General features: G+C 74.2%; 16 protein-coding genes and 1 pseudogene. 6 read left to right on the top strand and 11 right to left on the bottom strand.

Annotated elements, in window-relative coordinates; translation table 11 throughout:
- Positions 1-127 precede the first annotated feature (127 nt).
- Positions 128-808 (top strand): membrane protein YczE, encoded by a 681-nt coding sequence (yczE, locus tag LG634_RS13165; RefSeq protein ID WP_226733955.1) that lies wholly within the window; start codon positions 128-130, stop codon positions 806-808.
- Here the strand turns inward: yczE and LG634_RS13160 are convergent.
- The 3 genes from LG634_RS13160 to LG634_RS13150 form a co-directional block, all read right to left on the bottom strand.
- On the bottom strand, positions 762-2,096 hold the full coding sequence (locus tag LG634_RS13160) for an alpha/beta hydrolase (protein WP_372482417.1): 1,335 nt from the start codon (positions 2,094-2,096) through the stop codon (positions 762-764). The genes yczE and LG634_RS13160 overlap by 47 nt on opposite strands.
- Before the next feature lie 401 nt (positions 2,097-2,497).
- The gene (locus LG634_RS13155) at positions 2,498-3,115 is read right to left on the bottom strand and encodes a hypothetical protein (protein ID WP_226733954.1); all 618 of its coding nucleotides are present in this window, start codon (positions 3,113-3,115) and stop codon (positions 2,498-2,500) included.
- 199 nt (positions 3,116-3,314) lie between these two features.
- Entirely contained in the window at positions 3,315-5,384 is a 2,070-nt protein-coding gene (locus tag LG634_RS13150; RefSeq protein WP_226733953.1) for an RICIN domain-containing protein, read from the bottom strand.
- Positions 5,385-5,580: 196 nt separating this feature from the next.
- Here LG634_RS13150 and LG634_RS38435 point away from each other — a divergent pair.
- A pseudogene (locus LG634_RS38435) lies at positions 5,581-5,913 on the top strand (hypothetical protein); the annotation flags it as partial.
- 84 nt (positions 5,914-5,997) lie between these two features.
- Here the strand turns inward: LG634_RS38435 and LG634_RS13140 are convergent.
- Positions 5,998-6,441: a MarR family winged helix-turn-helix transcriptional regulator gene (locus LG634_RS13140; RefSeq protein WP_226733951.1), complete on the bottom strand. Its 444-nt coding sequence runs from the start codon at positions 6,439-6,441 to the stop codon at positions 5,998-6,000.
- Between the two features lie 162 nt (positions 6,442-6,603).
- Between LG634_RS13140 and LG634_RS13135 the strand changes: the two genes are divergently transcribed.
- Entirely contained in the window at positions 6,604-8,118 is a 1,515-nt protein-coding gene (locus tag LG634_RS13135) for an MFS transporter (RefSeq protein ID WP_226733950.1), read from the top strand.
- Between the two features lie 178 nt (positions 8,119-8,296).
- Positions 8,297-8,470 (top strand): hypothetical protein, encoded by a 174-nt coding sequence (locus tag LG634_RS13130; RefSeq protein ID WP_308072471.1) that lies wholly within the window; start codon positions 8,297-8,299, stop codon positions 8,468-8,470.
- A gap of 30 nt (positions 8,471-8,500) precedes the next feature.
- On the opposite strand, the gene LG634_RS13125 is transcribed toward LG634_RS13130, so the two are convergent.
- Complete coding sequence (locus tag LG634_RS13125; protein ID WP_226733948.1) at positions 8,501-9,541, bottom strand: asparaginase; 1,041 nt, start codon at positions 9,539-9,541, stop codon at positions 8,501-8,503.
- Between the two features lie 281 nt (positions 9,542-9,822).
- On the opposite strand from LG634_RS13125, the gene LG634_RS13120 reads away from it, so the two are divergent.
- Positions 9,823-11,007 carry an alpha/beta hydrolase family protein gene (locus LG634_RS13120; RefSeq protein ID WP_226733947.1) on the top strand — a complete coding sequence of 395 codons (1,185 nt, stop codon included), beginning with the start codon at positions 9,823-9,825 and terminating at the stop codon, positions 11,005-11,007.
- On the opposite strand, the gene LG634_RS13115 is transcribed toward LG634_RS13120, so the two are convergent.
- The 3 genes from LG634_RS13115 to LG634_RS13105 all read right to left on the bottom strand — a co-directional run bounded on the left by LG634_RS13115 (position 11,000) and on the right by LG634_RS13105 (position 13,389).
- The gene (locus LG634_RS13115; protein WP_226733946.1) at positions 11,000-11,584 is read right to left on the bottom strand and encodes a TetR/AcrR family transcriptional regulator; all 585 of its coding nucleotides are present in this window, start codon (positions 11,582-11,584) and stop codon (positions 11,000-11,002) included. The two genes, LG634_RS13120 and LG634_RS13115, sit on opposite strands and share 8 nt — an antisense overlap.
- Entirely contained in the window at positions 11,581-11,934 is a 354-nt protein-coding gene (locus LG634_RS13110; protein ID WP_226733945.1) for a DUF1304 domain-containing protein, read from the bottom strand. Before LG634_RS13110 ends, LG634_RS13115 begins: the two co-directional genes overlap by 4 nt.
- A 120-nt stretch (positions 11,935-12,054) precedes the next feature.
- Positions 12,055-13,389 (bottom strand): helix-turn-helix domain-containing protein, encoded by a 1,335-nt coding sequence (locus tag LG634_RS13105; protein WP_226733944.1) that lies wholly within the window; start codon positions 13,387-13,389, stop codon positions 12,055-12,057.
- Positions 13,390-13,530: 141 nt separating this feature from the next.
- On the opposite strand from LG634_RS13105, the gene LG634_RS13100 reads away from it, so the two are divergent.
- On the top strand, positions 13,531-14,889 hold the full coding sequence (locus LG634_RS13100; protein ID WP_226733943.1) for a M64 family metallopeptidase: 1,359 nt from the start codon (positions 13,531-13,533) through the stop codon (positions 14,887-14,889).
- Between the two features lie 17 nt (positions 14,890-14,906).
- On the opposite strand, the gene LG634_RS13095 is transcribed toward LG634_RS13100, so the two are convergent.
- The 3 genes from LG634_RS13095 to LG634_RS13085 form a co-directional block, all read right to left on the bottom strand.
- Positions 14,907-16,157 carry a S8 family peptidase gene (locus tag LG634_RS13095; protein ID WP_226733942.1) on the bottom strand — a complete coding sequence of 417 codons (1,251 nt, stop codon included), beginning with the start codon at positions 16,155-16,157 and terminating at the stop codon, positions 14,907-14,909.
- A 182-nt stretch (positions 16,158-16,339) separates the two neighbouring features.
- Complete coding sequence (locus LG634_RS13090; RefSeq protein ID WP_226733941.1) at positions 16,340-19,597, bottom strand: TIM-barrel domain-containing protein; 3,258 nt, start codon at positions 19,595-19,597, stop codon at positions 16,340-16,342.
- 256 nt (positions 19,598-19,853) lie between these two features.
- Entirely contained in the window at positions 19,854-20,411 is a 558-nt protein-coding gene (locus LG634_RS13085) for a DoxX family protein (RefSeq protein ID WP_226733940.1), read from the bottom strand.
- Positions 20,412-20,457: the final 46 nt, after the last annotated feature.

The raw sequence follows: 20,457 nt of genomic DNA, 5'->3' as shown, positions 1-20,457 counted from the left end.
GCCGTCCACACCCTGCCACGGCTGACCAAAACCAGGCCACTCGGGTCGGATTGGCCCTGGTTGGGTAATCCAGCCGTGCCGGAAGGTGGGGGACGTCGGCCATTGGATCTCTGGAAAGGCCCCGCCGGTGCACGCCTCGTCACCCCCCTCCCCACTCGGCTCCCCCGCCGCCCCGCCCGGCCTGCTCACCCGCCGCCTGGTGCAGCTGTACCTGGGGCTCGCCCTGTACGGGGCCAGCTCGGCCCTGCTGGTCCGGGCCGGGCTCGGGCTCGACCCGTGGGACGTGTTCCACCAGGGGCTCGCCGAGCGGCTGGGGTGGAGCATCGGCACCGTGTCCGTGGCGGTCGGAGCGCTGGTGCTGCTGCTGTGGTGGCCGCTGCGGCAGCGCCCGGGCCTCGGCACCATCTCGAACGTGTTCGCGGTCGGTCTCAGCATGGACGCCACCCTCGCCTTCGTGCCGGACGCCCGCCATCCGGCCGTCCAGGTGCTGCTGCTGGTCGGCGGTGTGGTCCTCAACGGCATCGCGACCGGTCTGTACATCTCCGCCCGGTTCGGCCCGGGCCCGCGGGACGGGCTGATGACCGGCCTGCACCGGCGGACGGGCCGGTCGATCCGGCTGGTGCGCACCGGGATCGAGCTGACCGTCCTGGCGGTCGGTTTCCTGCTGGGCGGCACGGCCGGCATCGGCACCGTGGTGTACGCGCTGGCGATCGGGCCGCTGGCCCAGTTCTTCCTGCGGTTCTTCGAACTGCCGGAGCCGGTCAGTTCGGGCAGTGCGCATCCTGCGCCGGCCGCTTCCCCGTCGTGAGGAACGTGGTGACCGCCCGGTTGCCGCAGGCGTTGCCGGTGCCCAGGTAGAGGCCGTGCCCGCCCTGCTCCACGGTGACCAGGCGGGCCCGGTCGCCGAGGGCGGCCCGCATCTTCAGGGCGCCGGACAGCGGGGTGGCCGGGTCGCGGCGGCTCTGCAGCATGAGGATGTTGGACGGCCCGGCGGGGGTGATCCGTACCGGCTTCGGCGTGGTGTCGTGCTTCCAGAACGAGCAGGGCATCACGTTGACGGGCATGCCGGCCGTCAGCGGGTGGGCGGCCCGGTCGGCGGCCACCGCCCGCCGGTAGTCGCCCATGGAGGTGCGCGGCCAGGCGACGTCGTTGCAGACGACCGCGACCATGAGCGCGGCGTCGGTGTCGGGGACCGGCCGGGTCAGCTCGGGCGGGAGGGCCACGTCGGCGGCGGGGTCGTCGGCGGTCCTGACCAGCCGGGCGAGGGCCGGGAAGGCGGCGTCGGCGTAGAGGGCGTTCTGCAGGGCCTGGCGCAGACCGTTCCCGGTGAGCGGGATGCCGGGCGTGGTGGACGCGCGCGGCGCCCGGTCGAGGGCGGCCGCCAGACCGGTGACCAGCGGGCGGACGTCCTCGGCGCGCTGCGCGAGCCGCAGCCCCTCCCGGTCCCGGTCGGGGTGGGCGGCCCAGGCGGCGAAGTCGGGGAAGCGGTCGTCGGCGCCGCGCGACATGTTCGCCAGCCAGCCGCGGGCCACCTTCCGCGGGTCGGGGTCGCCGCTGCTGTCGAGCACCCACCGGTCGGTGCGCTCCGGGAAGCTCTGCGCGTACACGGCGCCGACGTAGGCGCCGTACGACACTCCCCACGCGGACAGCTTCTCCTCGCCGAGGGCCGCGCGGAACCGGTCCATGTCGCGCACCTGGTTGGCGGTGGTGAAACTGCGCAGCACGGGGCCGCCGTTGCGGGCGCAGGCGGCGGCGGTCCGCCGGGAGCGGGCGATGTTCTCGCCGATCGAGCCGTCCGCGGCGGGCCACGAGCGCAGCGAGGTGAGGTGGCGGTCCTCGGGGGCGAGGCCGCAGCTCGCGGTGGTGCTGCCGCCGACGCCGCGCGGGTCCATGGCCACGAGGTCGTAGGCGCCGCCGAGTTCCTTCCGCAGCGCCGCGCCCTTCTGGGTCAGCCGCTGTACGCCCGAGCCGCCGGGGCCGCCGGGGATGACGATGAGGGTGCCGCGGCGGGCGTTCCCGGTGCCCTGGGCGGCCGGCAGGCGGGTGACGGCGATGTCGAGCTGCCGGCCGGCCGGATCGGCGTGGTCGAGGGGCACGGACAGGGTGGCGCACTGCTGCCCTTCGGGGCGGGGCGGGGCGCCGGGCGTCTGCGGCTCGGGGCAGGGCTGCCAGTCGAGTTGCGGGAGCGGCGGCCGGCGGCCGGGGCGGGGTGGCCGCGGTGGCGGCTGCGGTCCCGGTCAGGGTGGCGGCCGCGACGACGGCGGCGGAGAGGCCGAGGAGCAGGGGCTTGGTGAGGCGCGGGGCGGTGGGGCGCGGTGCGTCCGCCGGCTGCGTCGGGTGGGGCGTCTGCGTCGTCTGCTGCGTCTGCTGCGTCATGGGGAACAGCTTGGCCGGGCCCGGCGCGGCGCCCCATCCGGCGAACCGGCCGGACCGGGGTGGGGACAGCCCCCGGTCCCAAGTCCGGCCTGCACCGCGTGCAGTTGGTGTCGCCGTGGGGTCAGCGGCGTCGGCGGCGGCGGACGAGGATGCCGACCGCGGCTCCGCCGAGGGCGGCAACTGCCACGCCGGCGGTGGTGAACCAGGTCGCGCGGCCGGGGCCGGAGTCGTCCACCGCGTCGCGGTCCGGAGTGCCCGGGTCCATCGCGGGCCGGGCGGCCGGCGGGGCGGCGGGGCCGGCGGGGCCGGCGGGCTTCGCCTCGGCAGCGTTTCCGGGGGCGCGGGCGGCGGGCGGCGCGGGTCTCGCGGCCGGTGCCGCCACGGTGACGGTGCCCTCGCCGCGGCCGAGGTCGGGGAAGCCGACCTCCACGGTGATCTGCCAGCGTCCGGCGGGCAGCGCCTCGGCGGTGGTCCAGCCGGCGGCGGTGCCCGGGATGCGCACCAGCTTCCAGGGGCCGGCGGTCCGCGAGCCGTCCCCGCTCACCGCGTTGACGGTGGCGGCGACCCGCTCCTCGACGGGGTCTCCGTCGTTCTCCCAGGTGACGTCGGCGGTGATGTGGCCCTGCCGCTGCCCGGTGAGGGTGACCGCGATGGTGTCGCCGTGGGCGGCCGCGGTGCCGGGTGCGGCGAGCAGCAGGGTGCCGGAGAGGGCGGCGAGGGCGAGGTTCCTTCGGTGCATGGCGGTGCTCCCGGGTGGGCGGAGGGGTGGGGAGGTACGGGTGCCGCGCCCCGCGGTGGCGCGGGGCGCGGCGTTCCGCGGGTACCGGCGGGCGCGGCCGGTGCGTACCGGCGGGCGGGGCCGGATGTGTGCGCCGTGGCGGGCGGGCCGCCCCGTGACGGCCCGCCCGCCCGGCGGTGCGACTGCCGGTGCGGGCCGGTCAGCCGGTCTTCTGGAGCGTCCAGGCCTGTGCCGGACGCCCGTTGGTGTGCTGGAGGTCGAGCAGCCAGGCGCCGTAGTACGGGCGGTTGCTGATGCTCAGCGCGTAGTCGCCGCTGCGGTCGGTGACGGTCACGGCCGCGCCGTTGCGGTTCAGCTTCCACTGCTGGGCCTTGGCGCTGCCGCAGGGCTGCTGGGCGATCCACATGCCGGCTGACGGCGCGCCGCCGGGCTGGAGGCACTTGCCGGAGGCGGCGGAGCGGATCCGCACCAGGCCGTTGCCGGCGTCGTCGAAGTACCACTGCTGGTGGGCGTATCCGTTGGCGGCCGAGCCGACGAGGATCGTCCCGTCGGCGCTGCGGCCGCCCCACAGTTCGGCGTTCATGCCGGTGCTGCCGTTGCCGAGGACGTAGCGGCTGCTGGGCTTGGTGCTGCCGCCGCCGGCTTCCTTGGTGGTGAAACGCGTCGCCTTGCCGGGTCCGCTGTCACGGCCCTGGCCGTCGCGCACCGAGACGGCCACCTTGTACGAGGTGCCGGGCTGGAGGCGGTAGACGCGCAGCACCGTGCCCTGCACCCAGGTCAGCTGCCTGCCGCCGAGGAACACCTGGTACCAGGCGGCGCCCGGGACCTTCGGCCAGCTCACGACGGCGGAGTCGGACTGGATCTGGCCGACGGTGACGTCGGGTCCGGTGCCGGGTTCCGGCGTGGTCGGGGTGGGGCTGGGCTTGGGGGTCGGGCTCGGGTCCGGATCCGGGTCGGTGCCGCCGCCCCCGCCCTTGCCGCGCATGAGGAACTGGTTGTCGGCGATGTTCCAGTGCGTCGCGAGGTAGCTGCCCGCCCGCGGGTTGGTGTGGAAGTAGTCGTCGTGGTTGCAGTCGAGGATGTTGTCGGAGGCCCGGTTGGTGCAGATGTTGCGCATCTGCGGGTAGTGCGGGCTGTCCGAGTAGCACATGACGTCCCACTCGTCCGTGCAGTGCGCGCCGCGGCTGGTGTTGGGGGCGCTGTTGTTGACCGCGCCGAGGTTGTGGCCGAGTTCGTGGGCGGCGGTGTGGCCGCCCCAGCAGCCGCTGTCGGTACGGCCGTAGGAGGGGCCGAAGTTGCTGAGGTTGTTCTGCTGGGGTCGCTCGTCGCCGTTGAAGGTGCCGATGCCGCAGTAGACCTGGGCGTCCGCGAAGATCATGTACTTGCGGTCGCGGCGGTCCAGGCCCTTGGCGGCCAGCGCGCGGTTGGTGGCGCTGAACTCGGCGAGGGCTGAGTCCGGCAGCTCGATGTTGAGCACCGTGGGGGTGCAGTCGGCGGCCGTGACGTAGCGGATGTGGCGGACGCCGCCGGTCTCCTCGGCGCTGGCCGAGTAGATGACGTCGGCGTCGGCGGCCCACTTGCGGAACGAGGCCACGTACTGCGAGTAGCGGTCCTTGCCGGGGCCGTGGACGTAGACGACCTGGACCCGGTTGCCGGTGTTGCCGTCGCCGTCGCACTGCACGGTCTGACCGGCCGGGCCGGCGGCGGCGGTGCGGCCGGCCGGGCTCTTCGAGGCGCCGGGCGTGGGGGCGGCCGCGGCGTTGCCCCGGGCCTGCGCGTCGACGGCGGGCGCGTCCTGAGCACGTCCGCCGCTCTGCGCGGGCGCCGGGTCGCCGGCAGGCTTGGCCGGATCCGCGGCCCGGGCCACGGACTTGACCGCGGGCGGGGTGTCCTTCTTGATGTCGACGCCCTTGGGCGGGGCGTCCGGGCCGTGCGTGCAGTGGCCCGCGTCGGTGGCGTAGACACCGGCGCACCGGTCGCCCTTCTCGGCGGGCTTGAGGCCGTCGTAGACCATGCCGCGGGCGGGTTGGTTGCCGGGCTTCTTCTCCAGTGGCGCGGGCTCCGCGTCGCGGGCCGGCGCGGCGGCCGGCACGAGGAGGGCGGTCTGGGGTTCGGCCTGTGCGAGCTGCCCCGTCTGCGCGTCGCCGCGGCCCGCCTCGTACGCGATGCCGGCCGCCACGACCGCCGCCACCGCCATGGCGGCGGTGATGCCTATGAAGCGTCCGCGCGGCTTTCTCTGACGTTCTTTCAGCCTTCGATGCTTGGACATGCGCACCTCAATTCCTTGGTCAGGGGATTGAGTGCGGAAGCCTGCCAGACGCATCCGGTGGAGAATTCGGACATACGGGCGGCGAGCCCGAGAATCCAACCTGTTACCTGCTGGTCGGATTTGATGAACCATCAATACCCTTGAAAACAAGGCGAGTTACGCGCGTCACGCGTCAGTGGTCCAGTCCTATTTAAGGATGTCGTTACCGAATCGAGATAGTCACGGAATGGTTGTTGACGGGAATTCAGTCGGGGATTCAACCGTCGATTACCGCGCGCAGAACGCCGATTACCGATGCGTAATGACGCCCGGCCGGCTACACCGTCGCCGGGTTCGTGGGGTTCCGGACTCCGGGCGCCAGGCTCTGGATGGTCACGCCGAGCGCGGCGTCCGAGCTCGCCGCGTTCCTGACGCTCGGTCTGGTCCGGCCGTGGGGCGAGGTGACGCCGAGGAGGCCGCGGCCGAGCGGCTGCGCGCGGCCCAGGGCCAGGGCGAGCTGGCCCCGGACCTCGATCCGCACGTCCTCATCGACCTGATGTACGGGGCCCTCTATTACGCGCTGCTGCTGGTGCGCAAGCCCGCGGAGCCGTCGGGTCCGCGGGTGTCGGGCCGGTCAGGCGCGCCGCTCCAGCGTGGGGCGCAGCCGCTCCAGGAGCCCGTAGAGCGCGGTGCTCTCGGCTTCGTCGAGGGTGTCGAGCGCCGAGTGGGTGGCCTGCATCTCCTCGCGCACCCGGCGGATGACTTCACGGCCCTCGTCCGTGGCGACGACGTTCTTGACGCGGCGGTCGGCCGGGTCCGGTTCGCGGCGGACCAGCCCGCGGGCCTCCAGCCGGTCGACGATCCCGGTGACGTTGGACGCGTCACAGACCAGCAGGGTGGCGAGGCCGCGCATCGGCAGCGGGCCGTTCAGCTGAGCGAGCACCTTGGCCTGGGTCGAAGTGAGGCCGTGCCGCGCCGCGGCGGTCGCGAAGTCCCGCCACTGGGCGGTTCCGATGGCGGCGAGCAGCTCCAGCAGCTGGAGCTTGGCGGGGGCGGCGTGCGGTGCGGTCGTGCTCATGGAACGAGCCTAACCGGATTGCTTCACATTATCAATTGTTTACTTGACTACCTTAACTATCCACGTCTACCTTCAGTCGAGTTACTTGAGGTCATCAAACATCTGCTGTCTGAAGCACGTGCCGCCTCGCCCCTGAGCCACCACCGAGAAGGTCTGCCAGCCATGAGTCCCCAGTCCCCCGCCGCCCCGGCAGCCGGGCGCAGTCGCAACGAGACGGTCGTCGTCTTCGCCCTGAGCCTCGCCGCGATGGTCGTGTCGATGATGCAGACGCTGCCCGTCCCGATCCTCGGTCTGATCCGCAGCGACCTGGGCACCACGACCGCCGGGGTCAGCTGGGTGACCACCGCGACCCTGCTGTCCGCGGCGGTCTTCACCCCGCTGCTCGGCCGGTTCGGCGACCAGCACGGCAAGAAGCCGACGCTGGTGGCGGTCCTCGGCGTGATGGTCGCGGGTTCGGTGATCGCGGCCCTCGCGAACTCGCTGCCGCTGCTGATCCTCGGCCGGGTCCTGCAGGGCGCCGCGACCGCGATCTTCCCGCTGGCGCTGTCGGTGCTGCGCGAGGAGGTGCGGCCGCAGAAGCTGCCCGGGGCGATGGCCCTGGTGAGCGGCACCCTCGCGTTCGGCAGCGGCCTGGCGCTCGTCGCCACCGGCCTGCTGACCTCCGGTGACGGCGCCGACTACCGCAACGCCTTCTGGATGGCCACCGGCTTCGCCGTGCTCGCACTGGTCGCGGTCGTCGCCCTCGTCCCCGCCACCCGCCACAAGACCGGCGGCCGCACCGACTTCCTCGGCGCCCTCACCCTGGGCCTCACCCTCCTGCTGCTCCTGCTGCCTATCTCGCAGGGCAACGAGTGGGGCTGGACCTCCGGCCGTACGCTGGGCAGCTTCGCCGGTGCCGCCGTCATGGCCGCCGTCTGGGTCTTCACCGAGCTGAAGGTCCGCGAACCGCTCGTGGACATGCGGATGTTCGCGCACCGCCCGGTGCTCATGGCCAACCTGGCCGGCGTCCTCGTCGGGTTCGGCATGTTCGCGAACTTCCTGGGCGTCTCCTACCTCGTCCAGATGCCCGAGGCGGTCGCCGGCTACGGCTTCGACGCGTCCATCCTCCGCGCCTCGGTCCAGTTCCTGCTGCCCGGCGCCATCGTCTCGCTGCTGGCCTCGCCGGTCGGCGGCCAGATCGTCCGGCACCGCGGCCCGCGTACGGCCCTGGCCCTGGCCGCCGCGCTGGGCGCCGCCGGCTTCGGCTGGCTGGCCCTCGACCACGGCCACACGCTGTCCGTGATCGGCGCGGGCCTGGTGGTCGGTGCGGCCGTCAGCTTCGGCTACGCCGCGATGCCGGCCGTGATCATGGCGAGCGTCCCGCACCACCAGAGCGGCATCGCCAACGGCATCAACTCGATCTCCCGCTCCACGGGCAGCGCGATCGGCAGCGCCGTGGTCACGACCATCCTGGCCTCGCAGACCATCGAGCACCTGCCCGCGGGCGTCCCGCCGCTGCCGGCCGAGTCGGGCTTCACCCTGACCTTCGTCATCGGCGCCGTCGCCTTCGCCCTGGTCGCCCTGATCGGCCGGCTGGGCCTGCGCCGCCCGCAGCGGATGCACACGGTCGCGTCGGACCCGGCCGCCTCTCCCGCACCCGCGGAACCGGCCAAGGCACCGGCGGCCACGACCGCCTGACCTGCACCCCGCCCCACACGCCGCAGGGCCCCGGACTCGTCCGGGGCCCTGCGGCGTTCACCGTCCTGTCCCTTCACCGGGTGGTGGGGGTGCGGGGCTGTGGAGGCTGGGTCAGGCTGTGGTGATGGGAGCTGCGCCGATTCATGTGCACCGACTGAGTGATCAGGGCGGGCGGCGGGTGTCCGTCAGCGACGAGCAGGGGCACGACACGCTGCTCGGGATCGCGTACAGCGACGGGGATCTGCTGGAGTTCCTGCGGCGGGCCGGGCTGCCGGACGCCGATGCGGTCCTCGACGATCCGGACTGGGTGACCTGGGAAGTGGAACGGCCGCACGAGTGGACGGCGCCGTGAGATCCGGGCGCCGTCCCGTGCCGTGCCGGGTTACGCCGGGGTGAGTTCCGGCGCGGGTTCGGCCGGTGCGCCGGCGCCGGTGCCCGTGGCCACGGGCTCGTCGAGGGCGTGGCGCAGGATCCGGCGGCGCTCGTCCGGGCCGGTGGCGGCGAGCAGGGCGGACAGGACGGCGATGCGGGCCTGGCCGGCCCGGAGGATGCCGGTGGGCACGGCCCCCGCGGCGACCAGGTCCACGGCGCCGCCACCGGTGTAGATCTCGGTGACGGGTCCGGCCGCGACCCGGGTGGTGAGGGCGACGAGCACCCCGCGGGCGGTGGCGGCGGCGACGGCCTCGACGAACTCCGGGGTGGCGTTGCCCGCGCCGGTGGCCACGAGGACGACGCCCTCGGCGCCGGCCGCGAGCGCCGCCTCGAACAGGACCGGGTCGGCGTCGCAGTGGTGCATCACCATGTCGACGCGCGGCAGCGGGCCGTCGGCGGCGGGCCGGCCGAGCGCAGCGGGCCGGCGGGGGCGTACGGGGACGCTGACCCGGCCGAATCCGATGCTGCCGAGGGCGTCGCCGGACGGGTTGGCGAACGCGTCGTGGGCGACGGTCTGCGTCTTCACGGTGCCGCGGGCGGCGTGCACCCGGCCGTCGAAGGTGACGACGACACCGACGTCGCGGGCGGTCGCGGCGGTCAGCAGGGCGTCGTACAGGTTGGCGGGGCCGTCGCCGTCGGGCGCGTCCAGCGGGCGCTGCGCGCCGGTGAAGACGACGGGGCGCGGGTCGTCGTGGTGGAGGTCGACGAAGAAGGCCGACTCCTCCAGGGTGTCCGTGCCGTGGGTGACGACGATGCCGGTCACAGCGGGGTCGGCGAGCACCTCGTGGACGGTGCGCAGCAGGGTGAGCTGGTGGGCGCTGGTCAGGCGGGGGCTGTTCACGCTGAAGAGGTCGACGACCTCGACGGTGACGCCCTCGGGGACCGAGGCGGTGGCCATGACCTCCTGGCCGCGCGCGTCGGCGGCGAAGCCGGTGCCCTGCCAGCGGCTGGCTATGGTCCCGCCGGTGCTGATGACGACGACCCGTCCCACGGGGGCCACCTTTCGTTCGTGCTGATGGGTGCAGTGGCAGCCCTGGGGGGTCCCGGGCGTACACGCGCAATGTTAGGGATTCATGCGCGCAATCGGATCGCTAGTTTTGATGCCGAAATGTTTCGGCTGAGTGGATCCTCGCGCGAAGGCGCCATTTACAGGTGAATGCTTGCGCGACCCTCTGGCGGCCCTTGGGCCTCCCGCGCACCTCTGGGCAGATTGGTCCAGACCAACTAGGGTGAGCCGTCGTCCTGTCGGCCGGATTCCGGGGTGGGTGCCTGATGGTCTCGCGTCGTTCGTTGGTCCTTCTCGCCGGGCTGGGTGCCGCCGGCCCACTCTCCCTCTCCGCGGGCCCCGCGCACGCGGCACCGGGCGCGGCCCTCCGGGTGCCGCCCTTCGACCTCCCCGCACCCACCGCCCGCCGCCCCGTCGGCACCCTCGACCTGCACCTCGTGGACCACGGCCGCGCCGACCCGCTCGCCCCGGACCGGCGGCCCCGCGAGCTGATGGTGCAGCTCTGGTACCCGGCCGCGGCCGGCGCCCGGCGGCACCCGCGGGCCCGGTACACGGGCGAGGCTGCGGCCGCCGCGCTGGAGGCGGAGCTGCCGCTCGCCCCGGGGACACTGGCCGCCCTCCGCCCGCACGCCCGGTACGGCGCTGCGGCCGTGCCCGGCCCGCTCCCCCTGCTGCTGTTCGGGCACGGGCGCAAGGGCGGCCGCGGCAACGGCACCGCGCTCGCCGAGGACCTGGCCGCGCACGGCTACCTGGTCGCCGCGGTCGACCACACCTACGACGCCGCGGTGGTCGAGTTCCCCGGCGGCCGGGTGGTCCGCAGCGTTCTGCCCGAGGAGCCGGCCGACTGGGAGGCCCAGGAGCGTCTGGAGATCGCCGCCCGGGTGGGCGACCTGCGCTTCGTGGCGGGAGCGCTCACCGGGGCCGCCGGGCCCGGTCGGCCGTGCGCCGATCCCCGCCGGATCGGGGTGCTCGGCCATTCGATGGGCGGGGCGGCTGCCGCCGAGGTGCTGCGCACGGACCCGCGGTTCCGGGCCGGGCTGGGCCTGGACGGGGCGTTCTTCGGCTCGCCGGTCCCGGAGCTCGGGCTGGACCGCCCGTACCTGCTGCTGACGGCGCTGGAGGACCACGACACCTGGCGGCGCTGGCGGGAGCACCAGCGCGGCTGGGCCCGGCAGCTGCGGATCGCGGGCACCGGCCACCTCACGTACACCGACCTGCCGCACTTCGCCGGGCCCGGCGGGCTGCGCGAGGCCTGGCCGGCGGACCTGTACGCGGAGCTGCTGGGCACTCTGGCGGCGGCCCGGTCGGCCGAGCTGGTCCGGGTGTACGCACGGGCCTTCTTCGACCGGTTCCTGCGCGGCCGGCCGGCTCCCCTGCTGGCGGCGCCGTCGGTGCGGTACCCCGAGGTGGAGTTCCGCTGGGTCCGTGAGGGCGGGGCCGCCGTCAGCTGACCGGGGCGCCGCCCGCCCGGTGCAGGCCCATCAGCAGCAGCCAGAGCCGGTCGGCGAGCTGCTGCGGGCCGCCCGGGACGGTGCCGTGCAGCCAGTCGGCGAGCACCGCGGTGAACGTGCCCGCGACCGCGGAGGCCACGAGTTCGGAGTGCGGGGCGCCGGCCCGCTCGCGCTCCGCGTGGGCGCGGGCCCGCAATTCGACGTGCAGCCGGTCGCCGAGCGGGCCGGATCCACCGGGCAGGAGCAGGGTGCGGTGCAGGTCGCCGCGGTGGGCGGTGGCCGCGAGGAACTCGGCGAGCGCGGCCGGGGGCCGGGCCGGCGGCACCGAACCCGGCCCGGTCTGCCAGGCGTGCAGGGCGTCCACGGCGGCGTGCACCACCTCGGCGCAGGCGTCCACGGCGAGCCCGGTCAGGTCCTCGTAGTGCAGGTAGAAGGTGGCGCGCCCGACGCCGGCCCGGCGGACCACGGCGGACACGTTCACCTCGGCGAGCGGCCGGTCGGCGCACTCGGCGAGCAGCGCCTCGCGCAGCCGGGCCCTGGTCCGGGCGGTCCGCGGGTCCCCGGCGGCCGGGGTCATGCGGCGAGCAGGGCGGCAGCGAGCGCGAGCGCGGCGGGGCCGGCCTGGACGACGAGGATCCGCTTGTTCGCGGTCGCGGCCCCGTAGACGCCGGCGACGATCACGCAGACCAGGAAGAAGACCTGGACCCCGAGGTCTCCGGTGATCAGGGACCACACCAGGCCGGCCGCGAGGAAGCCGTTGTAGAGGCCCTGGTTGGCGGCGAGGACCGCGGTCTTGCTGGCCGTTTCGGGGTCCTGGCCGTGGAGCCGGCGGCCCGGCGGCCGCTCCCACAGGAACATCTCCAGGACCAGGAAGTACGCGTGCAGCGCGGCGACGGCGCCGGTCAGGATCTGGGCGGTGACATGCATGAGGACTCCTCTACTTTCTGGACAACTGTACAGGAAGTGGAGAAGCGGCGGTCGGCTCCCCCGCCAGCGGTCTCCTCGGCGGCGGTCCCTCCGGTGGCGGCTCCCGGGCGGCGGGCCGGCTCAGGCCGGCTGCGGTCCGGCCGGTGCGGGTCCGAGGGTGGTGGTGCCCGGGGTGGCCCGGTGCCCGAGGCCGGTCCGGTACACGTCGAGGGCCGCTTCGGTGCGGCCGGTGCGGCGCAGCAGGTCGCCGAGGAGCCGGCACAGGTCGGCCAGGTCGCCGCTGGCACCGCTGCGCTCCAGCAGGGCGAGGGCCCGTACGTAGTGCTCTTCGGCCTGCTCGGCCGCGCCGTCCTCCTCGGCGATCAGGCCGAGCAGCCGGTGCGCGCCGGCCGCGTGCACGGCGCCGTGCCGGTCGTCGAGTTCCAGCAGTGCCGACAGCAGGACGGCGGCTTCGTCCCGGCGGCCCAGTCTCCGGAGCACGTCGGCGAGTTCGACCTCCACCTGCGCGGTGTAGAGGGCGGCCCGCTTGGCCGCCAGCATGGTGTGCGCGGTCCGCAGCTCCTTCTCCGCACCGAGGAGTTCGCCCTTCTGGGCGAGGACGTAGCCGCGCATCCAGTGACAGTGCGCGAGGTCGGTGTGCAGCTGGAGCTGCCGGTAGATGGACTGGGCCTTGGCGAGCGAGGCGTCGGCGTCGGCGGTCCGGCCCTCGGCCAGGAAGGTGCGGGCCACCTGCCGGTGCATGCCGGCGACGAGGGCGGGGTCGGCGGCCTGCGGGGCGAGGGAGAGGGCGAGTTCCGCGGCGTGCGCGGCGCGGGCGTGGGCGCCCATGTCGATGTACGGCCCGATGATCGCCGCGTACAGCAGGAGCAGTGCCTCGGGGTCGGCCAGGCCGCCGGCGGTCAGCTCGTCGATGGCGGCTTCCAGGAGGTAGCAGGCGTAGCGGAGTTCCCCGGCGAGGAGGTGGGCGACGGCCCGGCCGCGGACCGCGCGGGCCCGGCGCGGCAGCGGCTCGCCGGCCAGCAGTTGCTCGGCGGCCTCGAAGTGGCGCCGGGCGTCGTCGAGTTCCCCCGCCTCCAGGGCGCAGTCGCCGAGCCCGAGGAGGGCTTCGGCCTGCTCGGGTACGAGCTCCAGGTGCTCGGCGTCGGTGAGCAGGCGGCGGTAGCCGACCGCGGCCTCGTCGGCGGCGCCGGTGGCCAGCTGGCGCTGCGCGTCGGTGAGGCCGAGGCGGAGTTCGGTGGCGAGGCGGGCGGGGCGGCCGGTGGCCAGCTCCTCGAAGGTGGTGCCGAGCCGCTGGGCGAGGAAGCGCAGCGCGGTCTCCGACGGGCGCACCCGGCCGGACTCCAGGGTGGAGATGTAGGCCGGTGTGTAGGCGGGTTCGGCGAGCTGGCGCTGGGTCAGGCCCAGACGCCCGCGCAGCGTTTGCACGCGGCGCCCGATCTCGGCCGGTTCATCCATGGCAGAGCCCCCTGACGATTGCGGCTTCCGGTGTCCGGCGGCGTGGTGACATTGCGTAGGACCCCTGCCCACACCTAAGTTAAGCAACTCGTTCATCGTACTTATCCGCTTGCTTAACTGCCCCGTCGGGGAGAGGTTTTCATGCGTTCAGCGCTGCGCAGAGCAGTCATCGCGGCCGGTGTCGCCACCACCGCCACCGCCGTCCTGGCCACCGTATCGGGCGGGGCGTCCGCCGCTCCGCCGGAGGCCGCCGTGGACCACGGCGGGGTCACCGTCGAGATCCCGGGCCCGGAGCACGGCAACGTCGCCGGTTCCGGACACACCGAAGTCCCGGCCGCCGGCCGCAACAAGCCGTCCGGTCAGCTGTCGTCCGCCGAGGCGGCGCAGGACGGCGAGCTGGGCAAGCTCGTCAACACCGGTCGCACCAAGGACCGGCTCGACGTCGTCATCATCGGCGACGGGTACACCGCCGCCCAGCAGGCCAAGTTCCACGCCGACGCGAAGGCCAAGTGGGCCGAGGTCGCCGCCGTCGAGCCGTACACCACGTACAGGAACCTGTTCAACGTCTGGACGGTCGACGCGGTCTCGAAGCAGTCCGGCGTCACGGGCGACCCGGAGAAGGGTGTCGTCCGCAACACCGCCCTCGGCTCCTACTTCTGGTGCGACGACATCGAGCGGCTGCTCTGCATCGACCAGACCAAGGTCGACAAGTACGTGGCGAAGGCCCCCGACGCCGATCTGGTGATCGTGCTGGCCAACAGCACCAAGTACGGCGGCGCCGGGTACAACCAGCGCAGCGCCAAGTACGGCTACGAGGGCATATCCACCGCCTCGGCGGGCAACGAGCAGTCCGGCCAGGTCGCCATCCACGAGACCGGCCACTCCCTCGGCAAGCTCGCCGACGAGTACTTCTACCCGGGCTACCCCGGCTACGAGAAGTACGACGGCCCCGAGGTCGACGACGTCAACGTCAGCGTCCTGACCGCCCGCAAGCTCGCCGAGCAGCGGACCAAGTGGTACCGCTGGCTGGGCGAGACCTCCCCCGACGGCGGCAAGGTCGGCGCCTACGAGGGCGGCGGCTACTACGTCAAGGGCCTCTACCGCCCCACCGACAGCTCGATGATGCGGGTGCTCGACAAGCCGTTCAACCTGCCGGGCGTGGAGGCGATGATCGCCGGCTTCCACCGGCACGCGAACCCGGTCACGCCGCTCACCCCGACCGACGCCACGCTGCGCCCGGGCAAGACGGTCAAGATCTCCGTGCCGCGCCTGACCGGCAAGGACGGCCGCCAGTTCACCATCCGCTGGTACCTCGACGGCAAGGAGCTGCGCTCGCTGCGCGGCAAGACGAAGGTGGCGGTCGCGGACCTGGCCGGCCGGCTCGCCGACGGGAAGACCCACAAGCTGGGCGTGGCCGTGGAGGACCGCACCCCGTCGGTGCGCGACCCGAAGATCACCGCGCAGCTGAAGTCGAAGGTGCGCTGGAACGTCCACCGCTGACAGCGGGCGGCCCGCGTTCAGGGATAGACGACGTACAGCAGGCGGTCCGGGACCGGCGGGGGGCTGCCCTGGAGGACGCCGGTGGTGGCGTTGGCCGTGAGCGCCTGCTTGACCCGGGCCGGGCCGTCCGCCGGATGGCGGGACAGGTGGAGGGCGGCGGCGCCGGCCGTGTGCGCGGTGGCCATCGACGTGCCGCTCAGCACGGCGGTGGCGGTGTCGGCGTCCTTCCACGCCGACGGGATCTGCACGCCGGGTGCGAACAGGGTCACGCAGTTCCCGTAGTTGGAGGAGGCGGCCCGGCGGTCGGTGCGGTCGGTGGACCCGACGCTGACGACCTCCGGCAGCCGGGCGGGCGACTGGTTGCACGCGCCGCCGGCGGTGCCCGAACTGCCCGCCGAGACGGTGTAGGTGATGCCGGAGGCGACCGAGCGGCGGACGGCCGCGTCGAGCACCGAGCTGGCCGCGCCGCCCAGGCTCATGTTGGCGACGGCCGGCCGGACCGCGTGCGCCGAGACCCAGTCGATGCCGGCGACCACGCCCGCCGTGGTGCCGGAGCCCTGGCAGTCGAGGACGCGGACGGCGACCGGCCGTGCCTCCTTCGCCGCGCCGTACGTGCGGCCGGTGGCGATGCCCGCGACATGGGTGCCGTGGCCGTGGCAGTCGTCGCCGTTGCGGCCGTCGCCGACGGTGTCGGTGCCGACCGTGGCCCGGCCGCCGAACTCCGTGTGCGTGACGCGCAGTCCGGTGTCGATCACGTACACCCGGACCCCGGCCCCGGTGGACGGCGGCGTGTAGGTGGTGGACAGCGGCAGCCGGCGCTGGTCGATCCGGTCCAGCCCCCAGGGGGCGGCGTCCTGCCGTACCGCGGGGGTGGCCGCGGGCAGGGCGAGGACCCGGTCCTGCTCGATGCGGGCGACCCGCGGGTCGGCGGCGATCCTGGCAGCCTGCGCACGGCTCATCCGGGCCGAGAACCCCTGGAGCGCGGACCGGTAGACGTGCCCGAGCCGGGCGCCGCCGGCCCCGGCGCCGGCGAGCAGCGCGCGGGCCGTGTCCGCCACGGGTGCGGCGGGCGCGCGGCCGGTCCGCTCCGCAGGTTCTTTCAGTACGACGATCCAGCTGTCGGGCAGCGCCGCGCCCACGGCGGGCCGGGCCGCGCCGGACGGTGCGGGTGCGGCCGCGGCGGGCCCGGCGCCGAGCTGCAGTCCCGCGGCGAGCAGGGCGGCCGGCAGCAGCAGCGACAGCGCACGGCGGCTTCGTAACTCACTCATTCCCAGGGCACCTTGACCTTTCATCGACCGGTGTGGGGGTGTGGCCGTTCAGGGTGGTGCGGGTGCGCGGGCCAGGCTGCCGCGCCGGGGCCGCGCAGGCAAGAGGGCCCGGACAGCCGGCTGCCGCCCGGACCGGGGGTCCGGGCGGCAGCCGGTGGGGATTGCGGGCCTGGCGACGCCCGCTAGGAGAAGGTCCAGCGTTGTGCCGTGGTGTTGTCGCAGGGCGTGCGGGTGAGCTTGGTGCCGTTGGCCGTGGCGCCGCCTGCCGGGGCGAGGCACTGGCCGCCGTTGCGCAGCGTGCTCTGCGGTCCGGCCTCCCAGGTCTGGCCGGCGGTGCCGGTGCAGGTCTGGAGGGTGACGCGGGCCGCGGCCGTGCCGTCCAGGCACATGCCGCCGAGTCCGGTGAGCCGGCCGTCGGCCCGCAGGGTCCAGCGCTGGTTGGGCCCGCCGTGGCAGGTGTACAGCGTCGGCTCGGTGCCCGGGGTGGTGGCGCTGTGCGGCAGGTCGACGCAGGTCGCGGACGCGGCGTTGACCAGGGTCGCGTCCGCGGGCAGCGGGGCGGGCCGGCCGGTCGCGGTGATCTCGGCCGCGCTGGTCCACGGGCCGCGGCCGCCGGCCTCGCCGGTCGCCTTCAGCCGCAGATAGCGGCCGGTGCGCCCGGCCAGCGGCACGGTCTTCGCGGCGGCCGTGTCGGCGAAGGTCCCGGTGGCGGCCGGGGCGCCCCAGTTCGCCGTGGTGTCGGACACGTACACCTCGTAGCCGCCGATCCGGCCGTTGGACCCGCCGTCCTGGCGGGGCAGGTAGCCCAGCCCGTCCAGGGTGTGGCGGGCGCCGAGGTCGATCTGGATCTCGTGCGGCAGGGCGGCCGGCTTGTTCGAGGACCAGGCGGTGTGCCACATGGTCGCCGGGTTCCCGTCGATGGCGTTCGCCGCGGCGCCGTTCTCGGCCGCGGTCTCCTCGCTGTCCGCGTGGACGACGCTCCAGCCGGTCTGCGGGATCGGGGTGGCGGCCGGCACCGGCTCGGCCGCGGGCAGCCGGACCCCGTTGGCGGTGACCGTGAACGCCCCCGACTTGGCGCCCGTCTTGACGCGCAGCACGCCCGAGCGGTCGGCCGGGTCGAAGAACCAGCCGGTCGCGGCCGCGTCGTACGCGGCCCGCGTGCCGTGGGCGGGCAGGGCCGCGCCGCCGTCGGTGACCGTGGTGGGGGCGCCCGCGACGTGCAGCGTGAACTCGTAGCCGCGGGAGGCGGGCTTGCCGGTGTAGCTGCCGGTGGCGGCGCCGACGGACACGGTCACGTCGCCGCTGCCGGCGGCCGGGGCGGTGACGTCCACGCGCTGCCGGGCGTACGCGCCGTTCTGGTGGGCGCGGGTCAGGCCGTCGTCCTCGTACAGGCTGAAGGAGGACGTGCCGCGCGGGTGGATGTCGTAGGTGAGGGTGGAGACCGGCTTCTCACCGGTGTGGTTCATCTGCGGCCACATGGGGACGACCGAGCCGCCCTTGACGAACAGCGGCAGGGTGTCGAGGGGCGCCGCGTAGCCGTTCAGCCAGCCCGGGCCCGCGTACGTGCGGCCGGTCCAGTAGTCGGTCCAGGTGCCGGCCGGCAGGTAGATGCCGTCGCGGACGGTCGTGTCGGAGGTGACGGGCGCCACCAGGAAGGCGTCCCCGGCCATGAACTGCCCGCTCGTCAGGTTGCCGCGGGCCACCGGGTCGTCGGGGTACTCCAGGACGAGGGCCCGGGTGCTCGGGACGCCGGTCTCGTGGGCGGTGCGGCTCATCGTGTACAGGTAGGGCATCAGCCGCATCTTGAGCTGGAGGTACTTGCGGTTGACGGACAGGTACGGTTCGGCGAACCGCCAGGGCTGCTTGTCCTGGTAGCCGGCCGCCGGGTTGGTGGCGCCCCAGCCGGACATGGTCATGAAGGCCGGGGTGAACGCCTTCCACTGGAGGTCGCGCACGTACGTCTTGGGGCTGCCGCCGAAGATCCCGTCGACGTCGCCGGCCGCGTAGTTGAAGCCGGACAGGCCCGCGCCGGTGATCGCCGGGACGTGCCAGCGCATGTCGTCCCAGGTGCCGTACGTGTCGCCGGTCCACACCACGGCGTTGCGCTGGGTGCCTGCCCAGCCGTCCACGGTCCAGACGTAACGGCGCGCGTCGGAGTTCTTCTCGATGCCGTCGACGGCCTGCTGCACCCCGTCGAAGGCGTACTTGTAGCCGCTGCCGATCCAGGCGACGTCGGTCTTGACCCCGCGGGTGCCGGCGGTGCCGACCTCGTCCGCGATGCCGGACAGGCCGGTGGAGGTCCACAGGCCGGTCTGGAAGCCCTTGGCGCGCAGGGCGTCGACGGTGGACTTCAGGGGCGCGGTGTAGCCGCAGCCGTAGCCGTCGTTGGGCAGGAACCAGCCGGAGGGCATGTCGGCGGCGCGGGCGTCGGCGGCGTAGCCGACCACGTCGGGGGTGGTCTGGTGGCGGGCCCGGTCGTGGTCGCCCTGGTACTCCGGGTTGGAGGCGTTGAAACAGTCGGCGTTGCCGAGTTCGAAGCCCCACATCGGGGCCAGGAACGGCTTGCCGCTCACGTCGGTGTACGCGTCGAGGACCTGCTTGAGGGAGTCGCCGGTGAAGTACCAGGCGTCGAAGCGCTTCTCGTTGTGGGTGAAGGCGCCGGGGGCGTTGAAGCTGTACGAGCCGGGCGCCCAGGTGTTGCGCATGACGCCGTAGCCGTTGGTGGACATGTAGAACGGCGCGGGGCTGGCGTTGTTGTTCTCGCGCCATTTGTTGTCGACGGCGACCGGGACGGTCTTGCCGCGCAGCGCCCACTCGCCCAGCCGGAGGCCCGTTCCGTAGAACTGCTCGTCGGCGCCGCGCGCCAGGTACTGGGTGGTCTGGGTGCCGGTCCAGCTGGTGGGCTGGGTCTCCTGCCAGACGGGGGTGGTGTTGTCGGCGCGGAACACGGAGAACTGCAGCGGTGACTTGTTGACGCGGATGGACAGGGCCCCGGTGGTGATCCGGTAGTAGGTCCCGGCGTCGGTGTACGAGGTGGTCACCGGGCCGAAGTCGGTGGTGGCGGCCAGGTCGCGGCCGGCCGGGTCCTCGGTGAACGAGCCGTCGGGCGAGAGCCAGATCCGGAAGATGTCGGAACGGGCCACGACCACCCGGGCCTTGGCCCCGGTGGAGGCCGTGACGGTGAAGGTGTTCCCGGACTGGGCGAAGCCGGTGACCGAGCCGGCGGAGGCCGCGGCGGCCGGGGCGGCGGGCCCCACGGCGGTGAGGACGCCCGCGGCGAGCGTGGCGGCGAGGAGCGTGCCGAGGGCGCGCCAGCGCCCCCGGTTCCGGCTCAGCAGGGGCAGCCGGGCCCGGGCGGGGCGGGCGCGGCGGGGTCGGTCCGGATGGTCCGGACGCGGATCGTGGTGCGGGCGTGCGGAACGCGGCAGGCCGAGTCTCATGGCAGCTCCAGCAGCTCGTCGTGCGGTCCCGGGGGCCGGTGGCGCTGCCTCCGCGACACGCGAGTTGTTTGGCATGCGCCCGGCAACATAGCGCGAACGCGGCTCCATTTGAAGGAAGTTGCTCGAAACCAGCCGGTATCACGCAGCTTCGCGCACACCAGCGGCCTGACGCGCGGCGCAGCCAGCGGCGCACGCACAGGGGGCCCGACGGCGATCCGGCCGTCGGGCCCCCGTGTGTGCGGTGGGCTGTGCCGCCCTATGCGCGGGCGATGAGGGTGGCGGCCGTGAGGACCGCGGCCAGGGCGAGGGCGACGCCGGCGTACCGGGTCCGGTGCTCGCGGACGACGGGCACGAAGCGGTCGAGCGCGTAGCGGCCCGGGCCGGTCACCGCGAGGCCGACGGCGGCGGCCAGCAGCATGATCTCGTACTCGACGCCGCCCGCGGTGACGAAGAAGCTGCCGCTCCACGCCACGACCAGGGCGTTGACCATGGTGCCGGCGACGGCGGCGCCGGCCAGCGGGGTCAGCAGGCCGAGGGCCAGCCCGAGGCCGCCGAGGGTCTCGGTCAGCCCGGCGACGACCGCCATCGCCTCACCGGCGGGGTAGCCCACGGACGAGAAGAACTTCCCGGTGCCGGAGATCCCGCCGCCGCCGAACCAGCCGAACAGCTTCTGGACGCCGTGGCCGGCCACGGTGAGGCCGAGGGCGAGCCGCAGCACGAGCAGCCCGAGGTCGTACGCACGCAGCGTGGCCGCGTGCGCGGTGGGGACGACCGCGGCCTCGGCGGTACGGGCGGGGGCGGATGCGGTGCTCATGGATTCCTCTCCGAAGGGGGTCGGGCCGCCGGCGGGGCGGCACGGG

Source organism: Streptomyces bambusae, assembly GCF_020532645.1.
GTDB classification, from domain to species: Bacteria; Actinomycetota; Actinomycetes; order Streptomycetales; family Streptomycetaceae; genus Streptomyces; species Streptomyces bambusae.
Note: the sequence above shows the minus strand (reverse complement) of the source record. Positions and strands in the feature narration are given on the sequence as shown.

Coding starts and splice junctions, on each gene's coding strand:
- LG634_RS13155 (WP_226733954.1), bottom strand. CDS start 3,115: ATGCACCGAAGGAACCTCGCCCTCGCCGCCCTCTCCGGCACCCTGCTG.
- LG634_RS13150 (WP_226733953.1), bottom strand. CDS start 5,384: ATGTCCAAGCATCGAAGGCTGAAAGAACGTCAGAGAAAGCCGCGCGGA.
- LG634_RS13140 (WP_226733951.1), bottom strand. CDS start 6,441: ATGAGCACGACCGCACCGCACGCCGCCCCCGCCAAGCTCCAGCTGCTG.
- LG634_RS13135 (WP_226733950.1), top strand. CDS start 6,604: ATGAGTCCCCAGTCCCCCGCCGCCCCGGCAGCCGGGCGCAGTCGCAAC.
- LG634_RS13120 (WP_226733947.1), top strand. CDS start 9,823: ATGGTCTCGCGTCGTTCGTTGGTCCTTCTCGCCGGGCTGGGTGCCGCC.
- LG634_RS13115 (WP_226733946.1), bottom strand. CDS start 11,584: ATGACCCCGGCCGCCGGGGACCCGCGGACCGCCCGGACCAGGGCCCGG.
- LG634_RS13110 (WP_226733945.1), bottom strand. CDS start 11,934: ATGCATGTCACCGCCCAGATCCTGACCGGCGCCGTCGCCGCGCTGCAC.
- LG634_RS13105 (WP_226733944.1), bottom strand. CDS start 13,389: ATGGATGAACCGGCCGAGATCGGGCGCCGCGTGCAAACGCTGCGCGGG.
- LG634_RS13100 (WP_226733943.1), top strand. CDS start 13,531: ATGCGTTCAGCGCTGCGCAGAGCAGTCATCGCGGCCGGTGTCGCCACC.
- LG634_RS13095 (WP_226733942.1), bottom strand. CDS start 16,157: ATGAGTGAGTTACGAAGCCGCCGTGCGCTGTCGCTGCTGCTGCCGGCC.
- LG634_RS13090 (WP_226733941.1), bottom strand. CDS start 19,597: ATGAGACTCGGCCTGCCGCGTTCCGCACGCCCGCACCACGATCCGCGT.
- LG634_RS13085 (WP_226733940.1), bottom strand. CDS start 20,411: ATGAGCACCGCATCCGCCCCCGCCCGTACCGCCGAGGCCGCGGTCGTC.